Annotated in this window: 18 protein-coding genes; 3 read left to right on the forward strand and 15 right to left on the reverse strand. The window is 50.1% G+C overall.

Annotated elements, in window-relative coordinates; genetic code table 11:
- Positions 1 to 3 precede the first annotated feature (3 nt).
- The 10 genes from V8F51_RS08710 to V8F51_RS08755 form a co-directional block, all read right to left on the reverse strand.
- Positions 4 to 2,916 carry a 2-oxoglutarate dehydrogenase E1 component gene (locus tag V8F51_RS08710; protein WP_337099786.1) on the reverse strand — a complete coding sequence of 971 codons (2,913 nt, stop codon included), beginning with the start codon at positions 2,914 to 2,916 and terminating at the stop codon, positions 4 to 6.
- Positions 2,917 to 3,163: 247 nt separating this feature from the next.
- Entirely contained in the window at positions 3,164 to 3,871 is a 708-nt protein-coding gene (locus V8F51_RS08715) for a DNA alkylation repair protein (RefSeq protein WP_337099787.1), read from the reverse strand.
- An 86-nt stretch (positions 3,872 to 3,957) separates the two neighbouring features.
- Complete coding sequence (locus V8F51_RS08720) at positions 3,958 to 5,472, reverse strand: leucyl aminopeptidase (RefSeq protein ID WP_337099788.1); 1,515 nt, start codon at positions 5,470 to 5,472, stop codon at positions 3,958 to 3,960.
- Positions 5,473 to 5,548: 76 nt separating this feature from the next.
- Positions 5,549 to 6,922, reverse strand: coding sequence for an ATP-binding protein (locus V8F51_RS08725; RefSeq protein ID WP_337099789.1), 1,374 nt, complete (start codon positions 6,920 to 6,922; stop codon positions 5,549 to 5,551).
- Positions 6,923 to 7,090: 168 nt separating this feature from the next.
- A complete protein-coding gene (locus V8F51_RS08730) occupies positions 7,091 to 8,446 on the reverse strand; it encodes an anti-sigma-I factor RsgI family protein (protein ID WP_337099790.1) in 1,356 nt (451 codons plus the stop codon).
- Complete coding sequence (gene sigI, locus V8F51_RS08735; protein ID WP_337099791.1) at positions 8,443 to 9,267, reverse strand: RNA polymerase sigma factor SigI; 825 nt, start codon at positions 9,265 to 9,267, stop codon at positions 8,443 to 8,445. Before sigI ends, V8F51_RS08730 begins: the two co-directional genes overlap by 4 nt.
- 124 nt (positions 9,268 to 9,391) lie before the next feature.
- Entirely contained in the window at positions 9,392 to 9,808 is a 417-nt protein-coding gene (locus V8F51_RS08740) for a hypothetical protein (RefSeq protein ID WP_337099792.1), read from the reverse strand.
- A 196-nt stretch (positions 9,809 to 10,004) separates the two neighbouring features.
- The gene (locus V8F51_RS08745) at positions 10,005 to 10,553 is read right to left on the reverse strand and encodes a peroxiredoxin (protein ID WP_337099793.1); all 549 of its coding nucleotides are present in this window, start codon (positions 10,551 to 10,553) and stop codon (positions 10,005 to 10,007) included.
- A 144-nt stretch (positions 10,554 to 10,697) separates the two neighbouring features.
- Positions 10,698 to 11,777 (reverse strand): 3-isopropylmalate dehydrogenase, encoded by a 1,080-nt coding sequence (leuB, locus tag V8F51_RS08750; protein ID WP_337099794.1) that lies wholly within the window; start codon positions 11,775 to 11,777, stop codon positions 10,698 to 10,700.
- Between the two features lie 137 nt (positions 11,778 to 11,914).
- Positions 11,915 to 13,993, reverse strand: a complete 2,079-nt coding sequence (locus V8F51_RS08755; protein WP_337099795.1) for a LuxR C-terminal-related transcriptional regulator — start codon at positions 13,991 to 13,993, stop codon at positions 11,915 to 11,917.
- A 223-nt stretch (positions 13,994 to 14,216) separates the two neighbouring features.
- Between V8F51_RS08755 and V8F51_RS08760 the strand changes: the two genes are divergently transcribed.
- Positions 14,217 to 15,302: an HD-GYP domain-containing protein gene (locus V8F51_RS08760; protein WP_337099796.1), complete on the forward strand. Its 1,086-nt coding sequence runs from the start codon at positions 14,217 to 14,219 to the stop codon at positions 15,300 to 15,302.
- Between the two features lie 105 nt (positions 15,303 to 15,407).
- Positions 15,408 to 15,986: an HD-GYP domain-containing protein gene (locus V8F51_RS08765; protein WP_337099797.1), complete on the forward strand. Its 579-nt coding sequence runs from the start codon at positions 15,408 to 15,410 to the stop codon at positions 15,984 to 15,986.
- Positions 15,987 to 16,065: 79 nt separating this feature from the next.
- Here the strand turns inward: V8F51_RS08765 and V8F51_RS08770 are convergent, their stop codons facing one another.
- From V8F51_RS08770 to ilvB, 4 genes are all read right to left on the reverse strand, one after another.
- Positions 16,066 to 17,610 carry a 2-isopropylmalate synthase gene (locus tag V8F51_RS08770; RefSeq protein WP_337099798.1) on the reverse strand — a complete coding sequence of 515 codons (1,545 nt, stop codon included), beginning with the start codon at positions 17,608 to 17,610 and terminating at the stop codon, positions 16,066 to 16,068.
- A 127-nt stretch (positions 17,611 to 17,737) separates the two neighbouring features.
- Positions 17,738 to 18,730, reverse strand: coding sequence for a ketol-acid reductoisomerase (ilvC, locus tag V8F51_RS08775; protein WP_337099799.1), 993 nt, complete (start codon positions 18,728 to 18,730; stop codon positions 17,738 to 17,740).
- Between the two features lie 135 nt (positions 18,731 to 18,865).
- Entirely contained in the window at positions 18,866 to 19,351 is a 486-nt protein-coding gene (ilvN, locus tag V8F51_RS08780; RefSeq protein ID WP_337099800.1) for an acetolactate synthase small subunit, read from the reverse strand.
- Positions 19,348 to 21,093, reverse strand: coding sequence for a biosynthetic-type acetolactate synthase large subunit (gene ilvB, locus V8F51_RS08785; protein ID WP_337099801.1), 1,746 nt, complete (start codon positions 21,091 to 21,093; stop codon positions 19,348 to 19,350). Before ilvB ends, ilvN begins: the two co-directional genes overlap by 4 nt.
- A 683-nt stretch (positions 21,094 to 21,776) precedes the next feature.
- Here ilvB and V8F51_RS08790 point away from each other — a divergent pair.
- Positions 21,777 to 22,229, forward strand: a complete 453-nt coding sequence (locus V8F51_RS08790; RefSeq protein ID WP_337099802.1) for a GNAT family N-acetyltransferase — start codon at positions 21,777 to 21,779, stop codon at positions 22,227 to 22,229.
- Between the two features lie 14 nt (positions 22,230 to 22,243).
- Here V8F51_RS08790 and V8F51_RS08795 read toward each other — a convergent pair whose 3' ends face one another.
- The gene (locus V8F51_RS08795; protein WP_337099803.1) at positions 22,244 to 22,684 is read right to left on the reverse strand and encodes a hypothetical protein; all 441 of its coding nucleotides are present in this window, start codon (positions 22,682 to 22,684) and stop codon (positions 22,244 to 22,246) included.
- Between the last annotated feature and the right edge of the window lie 111 nt (positions 22,685 to 22,795).

Genomic DNA, 22,795 nt, shown 5'->3' on the forward strand with positions numbered 1-22,795 from the left:
TAACTACCCCCTTACCAAACTCGATTCGAACGGTTGACCGTTCAAAGCGGATGAAATAATGCTTTGTTGTTCTGCTGCATGCACTTCTTGGTGACCGCTTGCCGTACTGGCGCGATCAGGACGTCCGATATAACGGACTCCCACTTTATGAGGAGCAAGCTCGCGGAGACGCGGCTCCATATAGAACCATGAGCCCATGTTCTTCGGCTCTTCTTGTACCCATACGATCTCTTCCAGCTTAGGGAACTGGCTAATTATGCGTTCAAGCTCTGCTTGCGGCAACGGATACAGCTGCTCTACGCGAGCAACGCGCAGCCAAGCATAGTCCTCAGAATTACCTGAAGCAAGCGCCTCGTCAAGATCGATAGCAACTTTGCCTGTCGCAAGGAGTAGACGTTTCACTTTCTCCTTCGCAGCCTTCGGTTCAGTCAGGCTGAACTGCGGCAGCACCGGCTTGAATGAGCCTTCGCTGAGTTCTACGCCATGCGATGCGACACGCGGATTACGGATCAAGCTCTTAGGCGCCATCAGCACGAGCGGACGAACATTCTCGCTGCCAAGCATAGCCGCTTGCTTACGGAGCAAGTGGAAGTATTGAGCCGCGGATGTCAAATTCGCTACCGTCCAGTTGTTGTCGGCGGAGAGCTGTAGGAAACGCTCGAGCCTTGCGCTGGAATGCTCAGGACCTTGACCTTCATAACCGTGCGGCAGCAAAATCGTAATACCCGATTTTTGCGACCATTTTGCCCGGCCTGCGGAAATAAATTGGTCGAAAATAACTTGCGCCACGTTCGCGAAGTCGCCGTATTGCGCTTCCCAAATAACGAACGTGTCCGGCGCGAATACGTTGTAGCCGTATTCGAAGCCCAGTACAGCCGTTTCAGACAACGGGCTGTTGTGAACAGCGAACGACGCCTTCGCTTGCGGAATCATGTGCAGCGGCGAGAACTTCTCCGCGTTCGCATTGTCGTTCAACATAATATGGCGATGCGCGAACGTGCCGCGCTCGGAATCTTGACCGCTAAGACGGATCGGCGTTCCGTCAGCAAGAATCGTAGCGAAAGCCAGCGTCTCCGCATGCGCCCATTCTACTTTCTCGCCGTCGTTTAATGCCGACGCCCGGCGCTGCAGAATACGTTGCAGCTTCGTATATTCCGTAAAGCCTTCTGGGCGGTTCAACAGTTCCAGGTTGATTTCGCGCAGCTCTTCAAGAGGAACAGCTGTCGCAACATCCTCGGCCACGACATTGCCCGTTTGTTCAGGAGGGGCAATCTTCGCCTTGCCTTCGTTCGCTTTCATCGCATCATAAGCAGCTTGAAGCGAAGCTGTCGTGCGTTGGCGCAATTGTTCCACTTGCTCTTCTGATATCGCTTGTGCGCCTTTCAACTGCTCGCTGTAAAGCGTTGCAACCGTCGGATGATTGCGAACCTTCGTGTACATCAGCGGTTGCGTTACTTCCGGATCGTCCATCTCGTTATGTCCATAGCGGCGGTAGCCGATCAGGTCGATAACGAAACCTTTGTTGAAGCGCAGACGATACTCGCAAGCAAGGCGTACGGCTGCAAGACAAGCTTCCGGCTCATCCGCGTTCACGTGAACGATAGGAATGTCGAAGCCTTTGGCCAGGTCGCTCGCATAATGCGTCGAGCGGGAATCGATGCTGTTCGTCGTAAAGCCCAAGCGATTGTTCGCAATAATGTGAATCGTTCCGCCGTTGCGATAGCCTTGCAACTTGTTGAAGTTAAGCGTCTCGGCAACAATGCCTTCGCCGATGAATGCCGCATCGCCATGAATGGCGATCGTTACGGCGCTGTGCAGATCCTGCTGCGGGAAGCCAGGCTTGCTGCGGTCTTCTTGCGCCGCGCGCGTGAATCCTTCAACGACCGGATTAACGAACTCCAGATGGCTCGGGTTGTTCGCGAGTACAACATTCGCGCGTACCGTCTCGCCTTCCTTGATTGCGCGATCCGCGCCAAGGTGATATTTAACGTCGCCCGTCCAGCCGTAATTAATGCCCATCGAGCCTTCAGAAGGAATAACTTCCTTGTTAGGCGCATGATGGAACTCGGAGAAAATTTTCTCGTACGGCTTGCCGAGCACGTGAGTAAGTACGTTAAGACGACCGCGATGCGCCATACCCATTAGAATATTAGTAGCGCCATCATGAGCGACTGCGCGGACGATCTCGTCCAGCACCGGCACGAGCATATCAACGCCTTCGATCGAGAATCGCTTCTGACCTACGAATGTGCGGTGCAGGAAGCTCTCGAATTGCTCGACTTGAAGCAAACGCTCCAAAAGCGATTCGCGTTCTCTTGCCGATAGCGGCGCAGGGAATGAACCCGATTCCGCTTTCTCGTGCAGCCAGAAACGTTCGCTTTCGTCATGGATATGCGTAAACTCGTAAGCAGCCGAACGCGAGTAAATTTCTTTCAGGCGCACAATTGCATCCCAGCCGTTCGATATATCCGCTGGCGCGTTATCCCAGATCAACGATCCCGGTATAGCCGACAAGTCCGCTTGCGTAAGACCGAACGTCGCGGGATCAAGCAGCTTCGTATCAGCCTCTGGACTTAAGCCCAACGGATCGATATCCGCAGCTAAATGGCCGTATCTGCGTATGTTCAGCATAAGCTGATGCGCAGCAACGACCTTCTTCAACATATTCGAGTCGATCGGACCGACTCCGGCACCTGCCGGCAGTGCCCCGTTGCTCACTACTGCACTTGCAGCTTGCGTTCCGCCCGCAATCGGCGTGGAAGGAGGTGCCCCCCATTGGACAAACAGTTCACGAACCGAAGCGTCAACCGAATTCGGATCGGTCAAATATTGCTCGTATTGCTCTTGCACATAACCAAGATTGGGACCATAGTAGCTTTTCCAAGGCGAATGATTGCGCTCATCATGGATGCTCATTGCAGAAAATTCCACCCTCTCTATTCATAACCATCCTATTATTTTCTAAGGCGAACGCCAACATACATGGGCGCCGTCTTCCTTGATACAAATTGCTTCATAATTTCATATAACCTCTTAATATTTTAGTACATTACTTGCCCGTCAACCATAATCAACTTGGCATCGGTTTCATCCATTTCAAGCATCAATTATGAGCATCAACTTGCCGATAATCGATTAATCCGTTTGATTGTTAATAAGCAGGCTAACATATGCATGTTTTTTTCTTCACGCCCGCCTTGCCCATGGTTACCGTCTTCTGTATGTAATTGGCTGCGAGCGGCACTTTGCAGGCCGTATTACCCACATCCACATGCACCTTGCCGATTTGCGCAGCTGCTGCCACGGCCTCTTCCGTCAATTCCGTGACGTACACGCCTACTGTAATAACGAAGCTGTTCATCGTATAGCGGACGCGATTCTGCTCTTGATGAATGGTCTGCTCAACGCGCCGAAGCAAGCCGCGAATTTCTTCTATGTCAAGCTTTTCATCCTGCGTCACCGATACATAATTCGCATAGGTGCTCCAGCCGCACGAAGCAACCATTTCCTTCGGCGATTCCATCCATGCAAGCGCCAGCTCGCGGGCATAGGGGCTCTCGGCCGCTACCCCCGCTACTGTCGACTCCGCAAGCAAATACCAATACGCCCGATCTGCCCAATGCTGCAGTTGCTCTTTCGTAATCAACTTTGGATTCACACTAAGACCTGCCAGATACATCGCATCAGAATTCCCCGAATCATATAGCAGTAGAGCTAGCTCCTGATCCTTCTTTACGTGCTTCACGAGCTTCTTCATATCTCCAATCTTTACACCAAAAAAAGGCTCCATTGCTCCATGTGATATACATGTACGCTTCGTTTGTTCCGACCCCATTCGTTCCAGCTCGCTCATAACCTCTTCATAAGTCACGACAACTGTCCCCCAGATCGTTAAGTTAATAGTTAGTATGCCCACTTACGGGAGGGTGAATAGCCTAACTGATGCCTGAAACAACCTTAATCTCGCTGATCGATTAACTCCACCAATGTTCTCACCATTACGCCTGTTGCTCCCTTAGGCTCCCAGCCTCTTGGCGCTTCCAGCCATGCCGTTCCGGCGATATCCAGATGAACCCATGGCAGCTCCTCGGCAAAATGGCCAATGAACAAGCCGCCCGTGATCGTTCCGGCATAACGTCCGCCGCTGTTCTTCAGATCAGCTGCGTCGCTCCGCAACTGCTTTTTGTACTCTGGATAGGAAGGCAACTGCCATACGCGTTCGCCTGACCGTTCAGCAGCCGCAAGCAATTGCAGCAGCAATGACGTATCGTTCGTAACCGCTCCCGTTGCCTCCGTACCAAGCGCCACTCCTACCGCTCCGGTCAGCGTTGCCACATCGACTAGACGTGTAGCGCCACGACGAATAGCGGTCGTTAAACCATCGGCAAGCACAAGCCTTCCTTCCGCGTCGGTGTTTACTACTTCTACCGTGTAACCGCTCATTGTACGAATGACATCGCCGGGCTTTAGCGCTCGATCTGAAGGCATATTCTCCGCGGTTGGAACGACGGCGATCACGTTAACCGCCGGTTTCGTCTCCGCAATAACCTTCATGGCGCCGAGCACTGCCGCTGCACCGCCCATATCCGATATCATTTCCTCCATGCCGGGCGCTCTTTTAAGTGAAATACCGCCAGTATCGAATGTAATCCCTTTGCCAATCAGTCCCCATGTTTCCTTCGAATTCGGATCGCCCTTATATTCAATTACAATCATGCGAGGCGGGTTAATACTTCCTTGGCCAACGCCAAGCAAGCCGCCCATCCCTTGCTCAGAGGCGCTCCATTCGTCAATAACTTCTATGTCCAAGTCATACTCACGCGCCAGTTCTTCCGCGTGGAAAGCCAATCTCTCCGGTGTCAGGTCATTGCCCGGCAAGTTCGTCAAGTCGCGCGCATAGCTTACGCCGCCTGCGACAATCTTGGCGCGCTTAATGCCGGTTTCCCAACCCAAGACGTCCCCAGGTGTTGCAGCCTCTAGAGTAATGTTAACATCCTTAAGCTGAAATCTGTTGCCCTGCTCTTTCTTCAGCGGCATACGATCATGCAGCGCAAGCAGCAATCCTTCCGTCATTGCTTGAGCAGCAGCGCTAGCGCTCAAACCTTCCGCTCCGCTGTTGCCGAGCGTTGGAGGAATAATTTGCAGGGATTGCGCTCTTAGCCGCTTCAACACTTTGGCCGCAGCCGCTGCTGACTTCCGCAAGCCATCTGCTCCGCCCGCTTCCGAGTATCCGACAAATAACATATGCGATGCAGGGTATAGTCCTAATGTAGGAACAACCTCCACTTGCTCGGACTCCGCCTTGAAGATGCCTTTGGCGCTTAATCCTCGAATCGCCTCGTCAAGCTGCGGCTGAATAATGACCTTCGAACCAGCCTCTTGCTTCAGCTCAGCAGCGTCGATCCATCTAATAACGGCATCAGGCGCGGCTTGATTGGCAGCGCGTGCACCAACTGTAAATTGTACGTTCATGTTTATTGCTCCTCACTTTCCTGCGATCAAATGAAATGAAAAAAAGAATCGAGTTATTACCCCCGATTCTAATGGTTTACTCTGCTAATGGCAAATAAATGATAAATTCGGTGCCGCTGCCGGGCTGGCTGTCTACCCGGATCGCTCCGCCATGATTGCGTATGATTCGATAACTTACCGACAAGCCCAGTCCCGTGCCAAGCTGCTTCGTTGTGAAGAATGGATCGAACAGCCGGCTCATCGTAGCTTTGTCTATTCCTTTGCCGTTATCTCGAATGACGATCTCGGCGTACTGGCCGTCGCTTCGGCCGATGACTTCAATTCTGCCTCTGCGCTCCAGCTGTACATCTTCAATAGCATCGAGAGCATTTTTGATAATGTTCAACACGACCTGCTTCACTTGCTTCACATCGATCGAGACGAACAAATCTTCTATATGGCACTCAGCCACAATTTCGCAATTACGTAGCAATGATTCACTCTCGGTCAGTAAGACGACTTCCTTGATTAAGGAGTGGATAGATACATATTGCTTCATCGGTGCTGACGGCTTAGAGGAATTAAGAAATTCATAAATAATATCGTTCGCCCTATCAATCTCCGTCAAAATAATACGAGCATATTCCTCTTTGCCTACTTGCAGCAAATAAGGGCGCAGCAGTTGGATAAAGCCCCTAATGCTCGTAAGCGGGTTGCGTATTTCATGCGCGATGGCTGCGGCAATCTTCCCAAGCATCGCCAGCTTGTCATTCTGCATCGCGCTCTGTTCGATCTGTTTATACTCGGAAACGTCCTTCACGCTGAATAGAAAATCTCCGTCCAGTTGATCGCCGTATGTAACAGTCACCAGCAGATGCTTGCCGTCCTTGTATTCAAATTCATAATATTTGCTGCGCAGGAGGAACATTTCCCGATAGAGCCGAAGGATTGTCCGTTTCGTGCTTATGCCCAGTTGGCGATGTCTCAATATTTCTTTCATAGTGCAGCCGATAAGCGTCTGCCGCGGAATCTCGAGCAGCTTGGCCATCTGTACGTTAATAAACGACAAAATTCCATCGCTGTCGAAGATGGCAATCCCGCTGTCCATATGCTGCAGAACGTTCTCATATTTATTTTTGACCATTTCAAAGGATCGGTTCGATCGGAAAAGCATCTCTCTCATTTCCATAAATCGTTGTTCCACAGATTGATCGGCAGTCACCTCGAAGCGTACTGCAACCATAAGTTCGATAAGGAACAGAAACGAACGATTGTAAAGCTGCAACGCTTCCTCAGATTCTACATTAGCGACAAGCTTCTGCAAGCTTTCTTCATGCATGGCGATGAGTTCCTCGGGTATAAATCCATCCAGCTCTCTGCCGAGTTCGCCTGCCCGAAACAAAGACTCTTCACTGCGACTCCGTAAGTACTCGGCAAGCGCCGGGAAATAGCGCTTTCGAATAGCCTGCATTATGTACTCCTCCCCGGCTACGACTACAGACCATGGTTATGACATACACTAATCATAGGATTACTTTACAATCGCTGTCAATCAGAAATACTGTCGAAAATTGTTATTTAAATGAGTCCGGAGACACGTTTCTTCTAAAAATGCAGCTAAAATAGTGATAACCGTCGTCTAATGTCGCCGGTCTCCGTTGCTATTTCTGCCGCTTTGCGATCCACCGCCACGACTATTGTCACGATCCTCGTTTCTGCCTTGTCCGCCTCGATTACCTTCATTATTATCCCGATCGTTGGAACGATCATCATTGCGGTCATCGTCCCAATCGTTATCCCAATCCACATTGTCGTTATTGCCGCGACCGCTGGAGTGTCCCCTGTCATCATTATTATCATTGTCTCTGCTGCCGCGATTATCGTCGTTGTTATCGTCTTTGTCCCCCCAACCCTTATCGCCGCGATTTTTATCATCGTTTTTGCCAGAGGAAGATTTATCGGTTGAAGTCGGCTTCTTGCCGTTATTAGGTGTAGCCGTGGGTTTCCTGCCCCCATTGCCTTGACTACCCTGCTTCTTATCTTCTTTATTCGTTACAGCTGGCTTGCTTGTGCCATTCGGCTTAGCCGTCTTTGCAGGCTTAGGGGTTGAGGCAGGCTTCTGACTATTTTTCTCGTTGTCGTTCTTCTTGATCTTCTCCGCCTTCTCGCGATCAACAAGCTCTTTTAGCTTGCTTTTGCTCGTATCCGAAGCATTGTCGACAATTGTCTTCACTCCGCCAATCGATGCAGTTACGCTATCGATCGATTGCTTCTTCAACTGCTCCAGCTCGATCTGGTAGCCTTCGTCCTTCGCCATCAAATAGACGGCCATTTTGCCCGAAGATACGCCGTTGGCGGCTGCCTCATCGCGAAGCTCCGACGGTATGGCAAGCGTCGTAACATTAGCCGTAATTGATTCAGCCGCAAGCTCGGTCAGTCGTTCGATTAGCGTATCGCTAATCTTGCCTGACAGCAGTTGATCATAATCATTGCTGCCATCTTGCCCGCCCTTCATCACCATGCTTGTAATGACAATGTCCTTGTCTGCCACATCGAGATAGTGCGACTCTCTTGCTTTCTCGAACAAGCTTGCCGCAACAAGTTCAACTGCAACGCCCTTATAAGTAAGACCTCTAATAATCTTTTCTCCGTCTTCATTCAATGCATGTAGCGACCGAACGCGATCATGGCTATCGACGCCGATCTCAATGCTTGGGTTAATGTCCATACTGACGTAAGCAACAATTGGATTAGCGTCCTTCACCATCATGAAGAGAAGCGGCAAAAATAAAATTAATGCAATGGCTGCCGCGCCTGAATAGCCATATACGGATCTCAGTCTGGGTCTGCGTCTGGCTTCCGAATATTCTTGTTCGAAAATAATTTCTTCGCCTATTTGCGGCGTTCCTTGAATAGGGGCTCGCAAAAATCCGCCATCTGCCGTCATAACAACAGCATATTTATCAGTCATGCTCATGACGATTCCGCGCTTCATTGGCTAGCCTCCTGATTCATAGAATGGGGTTCAATCGGTATGTTTAAGTAATCATGCATGAAAGGATATGTACCCGTGATCACAAGCGCAATTGCGATAATATACTTTCGATTGCGCTCAACCGTCTTGCGCGATACGCCGCATAGCTCGGTGAGCTCTTTAACCGGCAGTCTGCCCGTATGCTTGAACGTCTGCAGCAGATCAGGGTCGAACGCAAGTGTCTGCGCAATGCCGATCAGCAGCTTGCGCGAATCGGCATGCTTAGGCGAATGCTCAACCAGTTCCATGAACGTTATACCGTAGCTCTCAAGCTCGGCATTCAGATCACCGATCTCCAATCGCCGCTCGTTCTCAGTTTGTCTTAAGTCATATTGATGAAGCGCCTGCTTCGTCTCCACCGAGTTATATACCGGCTGATCCTCTTCCTCCGTGTCGAACATGCTGTACGGAACAACCTGCGAATGGCGCTGTTCTTTTCGGACATAGTCAATAAGCCGACGCCTAATGACGGTTTCAGCGAATCCGATGAATGATTTTCCCGCATTGCTATCGAACTGGTTAATGGATTCATTAAAGGCCAGCAGCGCTATGCTATATTCATCATCACGGCTCGGATCGATGTACCGTTTGCTAAATCGACTTGTTACTTTCAAAATATAAGGTTTGTAGTCTGATATGAACTGCTCTCGGAGCATTTCATCGCCCAGACGGATTCTGGCAACCCATTGTTCGGGAGCGAGCTTCTGCTCGGTCTCCTGCGTTTTTGCGGAAGCGGACTTTCGCAAGAACCGTTTGAACAATACAAGTAACAACCGCTCCACCTCACTACTAGTATGATTCGAATGTGTTCCTTCTTTTTCGGGGGGTGACGATTTTAATTTTTTTCATTTTTCTCTCCGCAAAAAAAGCCTCCCGCAGGAGGCTGTCGCTTTATACTCATCGCAGCTACACCGAGGTGCGCCTCTGACGCAATTTGTTGCGGCGGCTATTAAGCATCATAAGCCGCTTCTTAAGCTGTAGCTCCCACTCTGCATCCTCAATCTGCTTAGCGAAGCTGAGCAGATCAAGCGCCATATCGATCTGACTATGCACAACATCCATTGGATCCTCGTTCTCGTTATTAACACAGTTCTCGAACAGCAGCTTGCCGTCCTGCTCCACATATTCTTGAAAGTCCACCTCGGCGGCATCGTCGCCATGAGCATACTCAGCCAAAATGTCATACTCGTCCTGTGCCAAATAGTGAATATCGACGCGATGGCATACTGGACAAAACGTAATTGGCACATTGTGAATTTGTGTTCGATAATGCTTCAGCGTACCCTTCGTTCCAATCATACTCGCTCCACAGCAAAAACTCATAGCGATACCCCTCCTTAGACGTTGCATCATTACCATTCACGCTGGCTGCTCATTATACCCTACATTATTCGCTAATAAACTCTGAAATTCCTGCTTGAAATAAATGACATCTCGTTTATGGTACTTAAACATTCCGCTCTAACAATAACAAAACCCGTACCAGAAGGTACGGGTTCCGTATGAACGAAATCGATTATTATTTCGCTACCAGGTGAGATTGGCCTGGTTTCCAGTTAATTGGGCAAAGTCCGCCGGATTGCAAAGCTTGCAATACGCGAAGCGTTTCTTCAACGCTGCGGCCTACGTCGTTGTGGTTAACAACTTGGTATTTTACTTCGCCTTCCGGATCGATGATGAACAAACCGCGAAGCGCGATTCCTTCTTCTTCGATCAATACGCCGTAGTCACGCGCAACGTTCTTCGTAATGTCAGCAGCGAGCGGGAAGCTCAGTTGACCAAGACCGTTATCGTTAACTGGCGTGTTGATCCACGCGCGGTGGCTGTGCTTGCTATCTACGCTGACACCAAGAATCTCAGTGTTCAAGTTGTTGAATTGTTCTGCAGCCAAGCTCAAAGCGGTAATTTCAGTCGGGCATACGAAAGTGAAATCGAGCGGGTAGAAGAACAATACCAACCATTTACCTTTGTAATCCGAAAGCGACGCCGTACCAAAATCTTGTCCGTTACCAGTTGCCGTTTCCATTGTGAAATCTGGAGCCGGGCGACCTACCAAACGTTCTGCCATAATCGAAAAACCTCCTTGACCTATCCATAGATTATTATTTGTGCCGATTTATTTGCGCAACTTACTTGTTACATACTATCACTAGAATGTAATGAAGTCAATATTATAATTAATTGTTTTTGATAATTATTTTAAACTAGGTTGTTACTTTTTCATTGCAGCTACGATCAGATCGCCCATAGCTGTTGTGCCGATTGCAGTGCTCTTATCAACTGCGATATCACCTGTACGGTGGCCGGCATCCAATACTTCCTTCACCGCGTTCTCGATCGATGCCGCAGCCTCGTGATAGCCGAACGTCAGTCTGAACATAAGCGCAACCGACAGAATCGTAGCAATTGGGTTGGAGATGCCTTGTCCCGCAATGTCAGGAGCAGAGCCGTGTACCGGCTCGTACAAGCCGAAGCTGCCTTCGCCTAGCGAAGCAGACGACAGCATGCCGATCGAACCCGTCAGCATTGCCGCTTCGTCGCTAAGAATATCCCCGAACATATTTTCCGTTACGATAACATCGAAGCTCGATGGACGGCGAAGCAATTGCATAGCGCAGTTGTCAACGAGTACATGCTCAAGCTCAACTTCTGGATATTCAGGAGCGATCCGGTTAACGACTTCGCGCCACAGGCGGGATGTCTCAAGAACGTTCGCTTTGTCAACGGATGCAAGACGTTTGCTGCGAGTCATAGCGATGTCGAACGCTTGGCGTACGATTCGCTCAATTTCTTGTACATTATATACGCAAGTATCAACAGCTTCTTCGCCGTTCGCGCCTTCGCGGCGGAACTTCTCGCCGAAGTAGATGCCGCCTGTCAATTCACGCACAACGATCAGGTCCGTACCTTCAAGAACTTCCGGCTTCAGTGTGGAAGCTTCTTTCAAACAGTCGAATACAGTTGCTGGACGAATGTTGGAGAATAGGCCAAGCGCTTTGCGAATGCCGAGCAGACCTGTCTCAGGACGAAGCTCCTTCGAATTGTTGTCCCATTTCGGACCGCCAACAGCGCCGAGCAATACAGCGTCCGCGCCTTTGCACAGGTCAAGCGTTTCCTGCGGAAGCGGCGTACCTTTCTCGTCGATTGCGATACCGCCGAACAAGCCGTTCTCCGTCTCGAATTGGTACCCGAACAGTTCTTCTGATTTCTTAAGTACTTTAAGCGCCTCGCCTACAACTTCAGGTCCGATACCGTCGCCGGCAATGACCGCGATCTTTTTCACTTCTGCCATGATTGATTGTACACTCCTCTATTATCTCATTCTCAGTCTATTATCATTTGTACCATAAAACCGCATTGATTACAAAGATATAAAATCTATTTAGTTTATAGTTTGCGACTATAAGCCCAATTTTGCATGAAACCTATCTACGACTGCTCCAACAGTTTCTTCAGTAATTGTGTACGATTGGCAGCATTCAGCTTGGCAAGCATCGATTTCATATGCTTCTTAACGGTTGCCTCACTCAGGTATAGCCTTTGCGCAATGTCCGCATTTTTGAGCCCCTGCTCCAACAGCTTGGCTACCTCCTTCTCGCGAGGCGTTAGATCGCTCCTGGCCAGTATGGGATCAACCGCTGTTTCTCTTCTAGTCGATTCTTCCTCTAAGGGATCGGATGGCCGTTCCTTTTCCTTAATGATCGTTTCCAACTGGCCTTCGTTTTGAATCATCCGATGGATGTAGCTGAGCAGATTGTTTTTACGCATATCGATAACAAACGTCGGGGTGTCGGTTATCCCGTCATATTCCCTATGCGTCGCGTTTGGTACGATCTCGAAACCGAGGCTCTTATGCGCTTCAATAAAATAAGGGATAGGCGCCGGCGATTCAACCACTAGCTCGCCTGTGAAGATCAACGCATGAATTAAGTGCCCCATAGCCGTCTGCTGCGACGCATCTGCGAAATCCGAAATATCGATCGTTTCGATAAACCAGCCCGCCCGCGTCGAATCGGATACTGCGGCAAGCTGATCCAACCTCCCGGAAGGCAATTGTTCGAAATATGCTTTGGACCTCGGACTTTCGAGCAAGTAAGGCAATGTCTTGCCGTTAATCGGGATGACGACGGCGAATCCGATAACCTCCCCAACGGTGTCTCTCATGATTCGGACAACGTCATAGCCAAGCTGGAACAGCTTCTCAAAGTCCAAGCGCTTCAAAGTCAGACAAGACTGCTGGGCCGTAACGAAGAAGTCGAACGTACGTCCCGAGTGCGGATCGTACAATTCGATTCGCGAGTCCCTCGCCTCTTCTCTTCGCCTCACTATGTAACGCTCAAGCTCGCCCATCGTATGTCGTCCTGCCTGCTCGAACCGCGGCGGATCGAGTTCGAACCAATTCATGAGCGCTCTGAGTAATGCATCGCCGATATAATACATCAGTTCGACCGCTTCCCTGGGACTCGCCTCGAACGTTTCGTTCTCCTTCAGCCTTCCGTAATAGTACAGCAGCCCTTTCTCCCTTAACTTCTTATAGCGCATCGGCGCTCTGGCGATCAGCTCCTGGCTCACGGCCTCCCGCATTAAAGCATGAAGCGACCAGCCGCGCTCGACCTTCCTGATGAAGGAGAATCGGATGAGACGATGGAACTGCGCAGATGGAACCTGCTTGTCCATAAGAAACGATAAGCTGTCTTGGTTAAATTGTCTAAGCACTGAAGCGGCTTCGATGAGTGAGCGAAGCTCCTCATCCGGTACCTCCTGCAGCCATTTGTCTACTAGGTAAGGCAATGTATCGTGATCGCTGAATACGGGATCTTGCCCATACAGCTGGGCTTGCTCAAGGATGAATGTAACGAGTGACAACGTCAAGGGATGTCCCTTCGAATGTCTCCAGAGCCTTGCAACCAATTCATGATCATGCACGCCGCTGCTGCCGGCATAACGCTCAACCGCTTCGAAATCAAGCTCCACGAGCGGCATTCTAATTATCTGCTGACGCCAAGAAGGCGATAAGAACCATGGCTCGGCTAACGGCGTTCTCCCCGCTATGACCGTTAATATATGCGGCTCCAGCTGCTTAAGAAAATAATCCCTCAGCCATTGGTCCAATACGTCCATTCGTTCATATGCATCGAAAAGAAGGACGACGCGCTTCGAATCCGCCAACCCGTTTAATGCCTGTACGCACTCCGACATAAGCTCGCCGTCCGAAGCGGACTCATAACCTCGCGGATAAACTAAGTTCAGCACGTGAAGGCAAAATCCTTGGGGCGTTACCGCGAAGCTCTCGCAATCGATAACATATGGGATAACGCTGCTAGCGAGGGCTTTTTTATAAAATTCATCAAGCAAGAAGCTTTTGCCTATTCCTGCCGTTCCATACAGGTTCATGATTTTCCGCGTGAATACAGCACTGTCCAATTCCCTTTGGAATACCGTAAGTTCCTGTTCGCGGCCAACAACGTACAGGCTCTCATCCTGACTTTTCTTTTCCTCTACCGTCATAAAGAGCTCACCCGTTTCGAATTATTAACTAATAACTTTATTTTACATGATTAATCTCCTCATTTCAGCAGTTATTGCTCCTTCCCCCTACCAAAAGTATCCTTTCGGATACCTTGAAAGGGCTACAGGGATAATAGATGCGGGGATCGTGCGATGTTACGCTTGTATCAACAGATGGAAGCGAGCATGGAAACGATGAAGAGGAGAAAGGGGGCCGCTCCGAGTGCGCGAAGCGGACGTAGCAGTACTGAAAGAAGGCGACTTGCTCGCAAAGCCGATCCTCGCCGATAACGGAACGATGATCTTGGGCAAAGGAACCATACTAACTGAGCTTTATATTAAACGCTTGATTCAGCGCAAGGTCCGTAGAGTATGGATAGATTGTCCAGAAAATCTCATCCAACAAGGGGAGCACCCTTATCTAGACAAGAAACCTGACCGAACGCTGTTATTCAATCACATTATAAAACGGCTGGACAATCATTCCTTATGCGGCTATGCCTTCTCTGGTGAGACAGAGCAGCGGCATAAGAGGCTTTACCGAAACTCGATCAATGATATGCTATCGCAGTCCGAGACAACCACATTACTGGCTCAACTGCTAAGCTATGACGAATGCTTGTATGAGCACGCTATAGATGTATCGATCTTATCAACGATAATCGGAATGGAATGCGGCTATAACGCCGAGAGGATGCTGGAGCTAACTATCGGCTCATTGCTGTTCGACATTGGCATGACGCAGTTGCCTGCGTCATTAACCGCCAGCGAGCGGATATTGACCGCCTATGAGAAAGAACAATTGCAAAGCCATACCGCTTTAGGATTTCGAATGCTGCATGATATTCAAGGCATGCCCGCCTCATCAGCGCAATGTGCGCTGCTTCATCACGAGAGATACGACGGCTCCGGCTATCCGCTTAAGCTTAAAGGCAGTGCCTTTCCGGAATACGCCCAAATCGTAGCCATGGCGGATCTATACGGACGATTGCATACGACGGCTAAGGAACAGCGCAAGTGTAAAACAGATGACGTGATCGAATTTATGTTCGCTACCGGAAATTTCTATTTTAACGCTGATCTAGTAAAACTGTTTCTGAAGCAAATAACGGCGTATCCTCTGTTAAGCGTATTAAAGCTCAGCAATGGACAGATGGGGGTCGTCAAGTCGTACAATTCGGCAATCATCCATCGTCCCGTCGTACAAATCATACAGGATGCGGAAGGAAATAAGTTGAATGCCCCTTATGAGCTTGACCTGGCTTTATCCCGTAACGTAACGGTGCTCCACTCGGCATCGCATTCTTAAAAAATAATGTCTATTCATATAGAAGGAGTGTTACAGATGAACCCCCTAACCGAGCGACAAACCACTTTCATAGGCTGGAAACAAACCAAAGTCATTGAAACCTGCATGAAGCAGTTGGAAATGAAAAGCGCCTCCGCTTACAACCATTGCGTCAGAGTCGCTCTATTAGCCGGACAATTCGCCTCCTATCTTCGTCTTCCCGAAGAGGATCAATCGCTGCTGGTCCAAGGCTGCTATCTGCATGATCTTGGCAAGCTGCTTACCCCAAGTTCCATCTTGCTTCACGAAGGCAAGCTCACAGACAAGGAATGGAGTATCATGAGGCTTCATCCCGATTGCGGCGGCGACCTCGTGAAGAAGCTTGGCATTCAGATTCATCCTCGTGTTATGAACATCATTGCCCATCATCATGAACGCTTAGATGGCACAGGCTACCCATCGCGTTTGAGCGGGGATCAAATCCCTTATCTCACGCGGATTTGTACCGTTATCGATGCTTTCGACAGCATGATGGACAACCGCTGTTACCGCAAAGGTATGCCGCTCTCTCAAGCTATTGCTAACCTGCTGCTGCATAGCGGCTCGCAATTTGATTCATCCGTCGTCGAACGATTCGTACAATTCACGAACGATCCTGCTTTCGCTAGCATGATGAAGAAGCACAAGCTTTCCTATGCCGTATAGCTTTGGAAAGAGAAGAAGCCGGCAAGCAAAAGGTATTAACACCTTTGCTTGCCGGCTTCTTCTTTATTGTCTATTTAACTTAGATCAGGCTCATCTTATCGCGGCGGCTCGGCGACTTGCGCTTGTCGATCAAGCGGTTCACCGCATCGATGTAGGCTCGAGCGCTTGCTTCCAGAATGTCGGTGCTTAGGCCGCGGCCTTGAGCGGTCACTTCATCCTGCTTGAGCACGACATGAACCTCGCCAAGCGCGTCCTTGCCTTGCGATACAGACTTGATGGAGTAGTCCTCCAGCTCGACTGTCTCGCCTGTTACTTTATCGATCGCGTTATAGATCGCATCCACGGAGCCGTTGCCGACTGCCGCTTCTTCGACTGCTTCGCCTTCCGCTTTGCTAATGCGAACAGATGCGCTAGGGGTCGATTGGTTCGTGTAGTTCACCTGGATCGTCTCAAGCGTGAACACTTCCGGCGTATCGACGAGCTTCTCTTCGAGCATCGCGCGAATGTCTTCATCCGTTACGTTCTTCTTGCGATCAGCCAAGTCTTTGAACTTAGCGAACGCCGCGTTAACAGATTCATCCTCCAGCTCGTATCCGAGGTCGATCAGCTTCTCGCGGAACGCATGACGTCCGGAGTGCTTGCCGAGGACAAGCTTCGATTCTTTCAAGCCGATTGTATCCGGCGAAATAATCTCGTACGTTGTCTTCTCCTTCAGCATGCCGTCCTGGTGAATGCCGGATTCATGCGCGAACGCATTCGCACCGACAATCGCCTTATTGCCCGGAATGACCATGCCTGTAAGCTTACTGACTAGTCGGCTCGTCTTAGCGATTTCCTTCAAGTTCAGCGTCGTCTGAGCGCCGAAATAATCCGGACGCGTCGCAAGCGCCATCGCCACTTCTTCAAGCGCCGTGTTGCCAGCGCGCTCGCCGATGCCGTTGATCGTGCCTTCGATCTGATCCGCGCCGTTCATGATTGCCGATAGCGCATTGGCTGTCGCCATGCCGAGATCGTCGTGGCAGTGCGCGCTAAGCTGAATCGTCTCGATATTCGGCACGTTCTCCTTAAGCGTCTTGAAGATATTGCCATACTCAAGCGGATTCAAGTAACCTACCGTATCGGGAATGTTCACGACCGTAGCGCCAGCCTTGATTGCCATCTCCGTCACTTGGCAGAGGAAATCAAGCTCTGTGCGTCCTGCATCCTCAGGCGAGAATTCTACCTTGCTGAAATATTGCTTCGCATACCGAATGGCGCGCTCAGCTGTCTCCAGCACCTGCTCCTTCTCCATTCTAAGCTTATGCTTGCGATGGATCGGGCTTGTTGCAAGGAAGACGTGAATGCTTGGATCTTGTGCGCCGATAAGCGCTTCACGCACCGCATCGATGTCCTGCTCACGCGAGCGGGACAATCCGATTACGCTTGCGTTCTTCACAGCGCGCGCAACGGCGTTGACGGCTGCCAGGTCGCCTGGCGACGCAGCCGGGAAGCCTGCTTCGATTCGATCGACGCCCAGCTTCTCGAGCTGCAGCGCAATCTCGACCTTCTCCTTCGTATTCAGGTTGACGCCGGGGGATTGTTCCCCGTCACGAAGCGTTGTATCGAAAATATAAATTTTCCGCATATGGCTCTAGTACCTCCGTGAACAGAATTATCCCGGTACACGCGGGGCGCACGCGGATCGTCAGACGATTGCCGCAAGCGCTAGAGGCGTACCGGGATCATATCATTTTGCGTATAGACGCAGTTTATTACTTCTTGATCCAGTGCATAAGCTCACGAAGCTGTTTACCTGTTTGCTCGATAGGGTGAGCCGCTTCGTTACGGCGTGTAGCTGTAAGCATTGCACGGTTCGATTGGTTTTCCAAGATGAAGTCGCGTGCGAAACGTCCGGATTGGATGTCTTCAAGAACGCGTTTCATTTCTTTTTTCGTTTCTTCTGTAACGATACGAGGACCAGTTACATAGTCACCGTACTCAGCTGTGTTGGAGATGGAATCGCGCATTGTTGCAAGTCCGCCTTCATACATCAAGTCAACGATCAGCTTAAGCTCGTGCAAGCACTCGAAGTAAGCCATCTCTGGAGCATATCCAGCTTCAACAAGCGTCTCGAAGCCAGCTTTAACAAGCGCGGAAGCGCCGCCGCAAAGTACGGCTTGCTCGCCGAACAAATCTGTTTCTGTCTCTTCTTTGAAAGAAGTTTCGATAACGCCTGCACGAGTACAGCCGATACCTTTAGCATATGCAAGGCCGATAGCTTTAGCATTGCCAGTAGCGTCTTGTTGGATCGCGATCAGACCAGGAACGCCGAAGCCTTCTTGGTACGTACGGCGAACCATGTGGCCCGGCGATTTAGGAGCAACTAGGAAAACGTCTGTATCTTGGCTAGGCACGATTTGGCCGTAGTGGATGTTGAAGCCGTGGGAGAACATAAGAGCCGCGCCTTTTTTGAGGTTTGGTTCGATTTCTTCCGCGTATACTTTCGCTTGTGTTTCGTCAGGAAGCAAGATTTGAACAACGTCAGCGATTTTAGTTGCTTCTGCAACTGTCAATACTTCGAAGCCGTCTTTCTTAGCTACGTCTGCGGATTTACCAGGACGAAGACCGATAACCACTTTCAGACCGCTGTCGCGAAGGTTTTGCGCTTGCGCGTGGCCTTGGCTGCCGTAACCGATTACTGCAATTGTTTTACCTTGAAGAACGCCTTGATCAGCGTCTTTTTCATAATACATTGTAACTGCCATGATAATAATTGCCTCCTTTAATTTAACCCTTTTGAACGGGTGTTTAAGCAGAGAATGGCGAATAGAAGCGGTTCTCCCCTTAAACTCCCGTTCAAATAGGGATGTTGAACAGGTCAGACGATGAACAAGATGCTCTTACTTAGAATTGCCACGGTTAAGTGCTGTTACCCCGGTGCGGGACAACTCGCGAATGCCATATGGCTTAAGAAGCTCGACCATTGCGTCGATCTTCTCGGTGTCGCCGACAACTTGTACGATCAATGAATGCGTGCCAATGTCGACAACGGCTGCGCGGAACGTATCGACAACACCGAGAATTTCCGGTCTTACCGACGGCTCAGCGGCTACCTTGATGAGCGCAAGCTCACGGGCTACCATTGGGTTTGAGCTAAGATCGATAACTTTGATGACATCGATCAGCTTGTACAGCTGTTTGATGATTTGCTCGAGCGTATGATCATCGCCTGTAGTGACGATGACCATGCGCGACAAGCCAACTTCCTCGCTTGTGCCTACTGTAATGCTCTCAATATTGAAGCCGCGACGTCCGAACAAGCCGGATACGCGCTGCAGAACGCCGGGCTGATCGTTAACGATTACTGCGATCGTATGCTTCTTCATTCCGAATCCCCCATGATCATTTGGTCGATAGTGCTGCCTTGCGCGACCATCGGATACACATTCTCATCTCTGCGAACGACGAATTCCACGACAGCCGGACCTGGATGATTAAGCGCCTCTTCCCAAACCGCCCTAGCATCCTCTTTGTTCGAAGCACGGAAACCTTTTACGCCATACGCTTCGGCAAGCTTAACGAAATCAGGGCTGCCTGCAAGATCGATATGGCTGAAGCGGTTCTCGTGAATAAGCTCTTGCCATTGACGTACCATTCCGAGTACTTGGTTGTTAATAATAACTACCTTAACAGGAATGTTGTTGATTGCGCAAATCGCGAGTTCTTGCGCACACATCTGCATGCCGCCGTCTCCGTTAATTGATACGACTGTACGATCCGGGTTCGCCATTTGAGCGCCGATAGCCGATGGGAATCCGAAGCCCATCGTGCCAAGGCCACCCGATGTTACCCAAGAACGCGGCTTGTTGAATTTATAATATTGAGCCGCCCACATCTGATGCTGACCTACATCCGTCGTTACGATCGCATCGCCGTTCGTGGTTTCGTGAATTAACTCCACGACCCATTGCGGCTTAAGCTCGTCTTCGGAATCGATGTAGCGGAACGGATGTGCCGCTTTCGACTTCTGAATGTCGGCGCGCCAAACGTCTGCTTTATCCGCACGCTTCACAATCTTGTTCACAAGACCTAGAACCGTCTTCACGTCACCGACGATAGGAATGTCTGTCGGCACGTTCTTGCCGATCTCGGCCGGATCGATATCGATATGAACGATCTTTGCTTTCGGAGCGAAGCCGGAAAGCTTGCCTGTTACGCGGTCATCGAACCGTGCGCCGATATTAATAAGCAAGTCTGCGTTCTGAATCGACATATTGGCCGTATATGTGCCGTGCATGCCCGGCATGCCAAGCCATAGATCGTTGCCGCTTGGATAGCCGCCAAGACCCAGAAGCGTCGTCGTGATGGGAATGTCTGTCTTTGTCACGAACTCGAGCAGCTCCTCATGAGCGCCAGAGTAGACAATGCCGCCGCCGGCAAGAATGAGCGGACGAGTCGATTCTTCAATCGCCTTAACCAGCTTATCAAGCTGCAGCTTGTTCGGATTTACCGTTGGATTGTAGCCGCGGATGCTTACTTCCGTTACCGGCTTGAACAGCGTCTTCGCTGCGGATACGTCCTTCGGAATATCGATAAGCACAGGGCCTTTACGGCCGGTGTTCGCAATATGGAACGCCTCGTGAATGGTACGCGGCAAGTCCTCCACATTACGTACTAGGTAGCTATGCTTCGTGATCGGCATCGTAATGCCTGTAATATCAGCCTCTTGGAACGCATCCGATCCGATTAGGGAAGAGATAACATTACCCGTAATTACAACGAGCGGCACGGAGTCCATATAAGCCGTTGCGATACCTGTTACTAGGTTAGTCGCGCCTGGTCCCGACGTTGCGATACATACGCCGACCTTGCCGCTGGCGCGTGCGTAGCCGTCTGCTGCATGAATCGCGCCTTGCTCATGGCGAGTCAATAAGTGGTTGAAGTCAGGGTTGCCATGCATGGCGTCATAGATATACAATACAGCGCCGCCCGGATAACCGAACACACAATCTACACCTTCAAGCAACAGACTGCGGAGCAATATTTCCGATCCCGATATGACCTCGGGCTTCGAGAGTTTTTCCATCAATTCTTCTTTAGACTTCTGTAAAGCATCTTGCGTTACCATCAGTCATCCTCCTCTCAAGCGTAAACGGCTGACGCCGTCCTCTGGCGGCAAAAGCTTACGTTTCGCGGTGAAATATAGATGTCCGCATAGGCATGAAGCTTATGCTTAGCTATACTTCAAATAAACAAAAAAACCTTCCGTTCCTCACGCTTCATAATCGAAGCAACGAGGGACGAAAGGTTTATCTTCCGTGGTACCACCCAAATTCGTTATACATATTCCAATGTATAACCTCCATAGGTAAGAACGATGTGCACATTGTCGTTCATACCTTTGGCACTTTAACGCTTGCCCTGCGATTTCCCCTAATGCGCATCGATTGATGCTTTTCAGGGAAACAGCTCCGAGGTGAGCTCGTAGAAAAGGGATTTTGGCGACGGTTGCAGCTGATCCGTCTGCTCTCTGTTCAAAAGAGCCCTTAGCACTTCGTCCTCATCATTGCCGATAATATATTTACCACTGAAGCCGTAAGCCAATGTGGTAGATAAGACTTTCTTTATTATATGCCGAGATATTCGGTTCGTCAAGCGTAAACGGCAAGCGCCCGTAAATGGTTATTTAATCATTTGTATTGGGCGCATTTCTTCGCTTGATCACATATAGTATTGTAGCCTCACGTCGGCAAAACCATGCAACGGCCGTACATATGCAACACAGAGGCCATGCAGATAGGAATGAATGTCATGATCAGATTGCGTAATCCGAGAACCGACGATGCCGAGCTCATTCGTCTTATTCGTACCGAGCTGCTTCCGCTCTCTCATACTGCACGCCCGCTGGACGCACAAATCGTTCGAGAGCTACCTAAACGGTTCCGCAGCGGAATGACATATGTCGCCTCATTATCCAAGAACAGCCCGCCGGTCGGTTTCGTCCATTGCGAGATTATGGGTGAGTTTCTCTATGTAGATATGCTCGTGACCCATCCCGATCATCAGAATCGAAGGTGGGGAAAGCGTTTAATGGCGCAAGGCGAGGCCTACGGCCAAGCGCACCATTGCAAAGCTGCCCGGTTATTCGTGGATTCGGTTAATGAGAAAGCTGGACATTTCTATGTCAAGCTCGGTTATTCCGTCGTCCAATATCACCAGGATCTTCGCTGCTATGAGCTTATCAAACCGCTAACCTCGCCTTGATCGCCTAATTTCCTTTAGAAGCCGCTATAGTAGCCGTCACCTTGGTAGCCATTGCCATTGCCGTTGCCGTTGCTGTATCCGTTATATCCGCCGCCGTAGCCGCCTCCATAACCGCCACCGCCACCGCCATAGCCTCCGCCATAGCCTCCACCGTAACCGCCGCCGCCATAACCGCCGCCGTAGCCGCCTCCGCATTTGTTGTAACAGTTACCAGCTTTAGCGCCGCAGCCGCAGCTGCACAGGGCGCCGACCGCAAGCACGCCTAGCAAAAGCAGCGGGAGGAAAAAAAAGCTAGTCTGCACTTTTTTGCCCTTATCCTTGCCAAGAGGCTCAAGAATAAGCTTATTGCGATGAATGCGTACAAGCTTCCCTGTAACGACCGAGCCATCCGGACGTACTGCATAGATCGGTTTGCCGATTAGTTTCCGCACTTCCTTCTTGGAAACATTCTGCATGCCAAATCCCTCCTTTCCCGTTGTTCTTCAGTTTATTCCGGGAGGAGGGTCATCGTCTGTTTGTTTGTCCACTGAGTCAACAAATGTGCTTATTCAAGGTGAACCGGCTAT

It is taken from the genome of Paenibacillus sp. YIM B09110, assembly GCF_037167145.1.
Taxonomy (GTDB): Bacteria; Bacillota; Bacilli; order Paenibacillales; family Paenibacillaceae; genus Pristimantibacillus.

Bases quoted from the DNA above. Each gene is read 5' to 3' on its own strand.
- V8F51_RS08710 (WP_337099786.1), bottom strand. From the start codon at position 2,916: ATGAGCATCCATGATGAGCGCAATCATTCGCCTTGGAAAAGCTACTAT.
- V8F51_RS08720 (WP_337099788.1), bottom strand. From the start codon at position 5,472: ATGAACGTACAATTTACAGTTGGTGCACGCGCTGCCAATCAAGCCGCG.
- V8F51_RS08725 (WP_337099789.1), bottom strand. From the start codon at position 6,922: ATGCAGGCTATTCGAAAGCGCTATTTCCCGGCGCTTGCCGAGTACTTA.
- V8F51_RS08730 (WP_337099790.1), bottom strand. From the start codon at position 8,446: ATGAAGCGCGGAATCGTCATGAGCATGACTGATAAATATGCTGTTGTT.
- V8F51_RS08740 (WP_337099792.1), bottom strand. From the start codon at position 9,808: ATGAGTTTTTGCTGTGGAGCGAGTATGATTGGAACGAAGGGTACGCTG.
- V8F51_RS08745 (WP_337099793.1), bottom strand. From the start codon at position 10,553: ATGGCAGAACGTTTGGTAGGTCGCCCGGCTCCAGATTTCACAATGGAA.
- leuB (WP_337099794.1), bottom strand. From the start codon at position 11,777: ATGGCAGAAGTGAAAAAGATCGCGGTCATTGCCGGCGACGGTATCGGA.
- V8F51_RS08755 (WP_337099795.1), bottom strand. From the start codon at position 13,993: ATGACGGTAGAGGAAAAGAAAAGTCAGGATGAGAGCCTGTACGTTGTT.
- V8F51_RS08765 (WP_337099797.1), top strand. From the start codon at position 15,408: ATGAAGCAGTTGGAAATGAAAAGCGCCTCCGCTTACAACCATTGCGTC.
- V8F51_RS08770 (WP_337099798.1), bottom strand. From the start codon at position 17,610: ATGCGGAAAATTTATATTTTCGATACAACGCTTCGTGACGGGGAACAA.
- ilvC (WP_337099799.1), bottom strand. From the start codon at position 18,730: ATGGCAGTTACAATGTATTATGAAAAAGACGCTGATCAAGGCGTTCTT.
- ilvN (WP_337099800.1), bottom strand. From the start codon at position 19,351: ATGAAGAAGCATACGATCGCAGTAATCGTTAACGATCAGCCCGGCGTT.
- ilvB (WP_337099801.1), bottom strand. From the start codon at position 21,093: ATGGTAACGCAAGATGCTTTACAGAAGTCTAAAGAAGAATTGATGGAA.
- V8F51_RS08790 (WP_337099802.1), top strand. From the start codon at position 21,777: ATGATCAGATTGCGTAATCCGAGAACCGACGATGCCGAGCTCATTCGT.
- V8F51_RS08795 (WP_337099803.1), bottom strand. From the start codon at position 22,684: ATGCAGAATGTTTCCAAGAAGGAAGTGCGGAAACTAATCGGCAAACCG.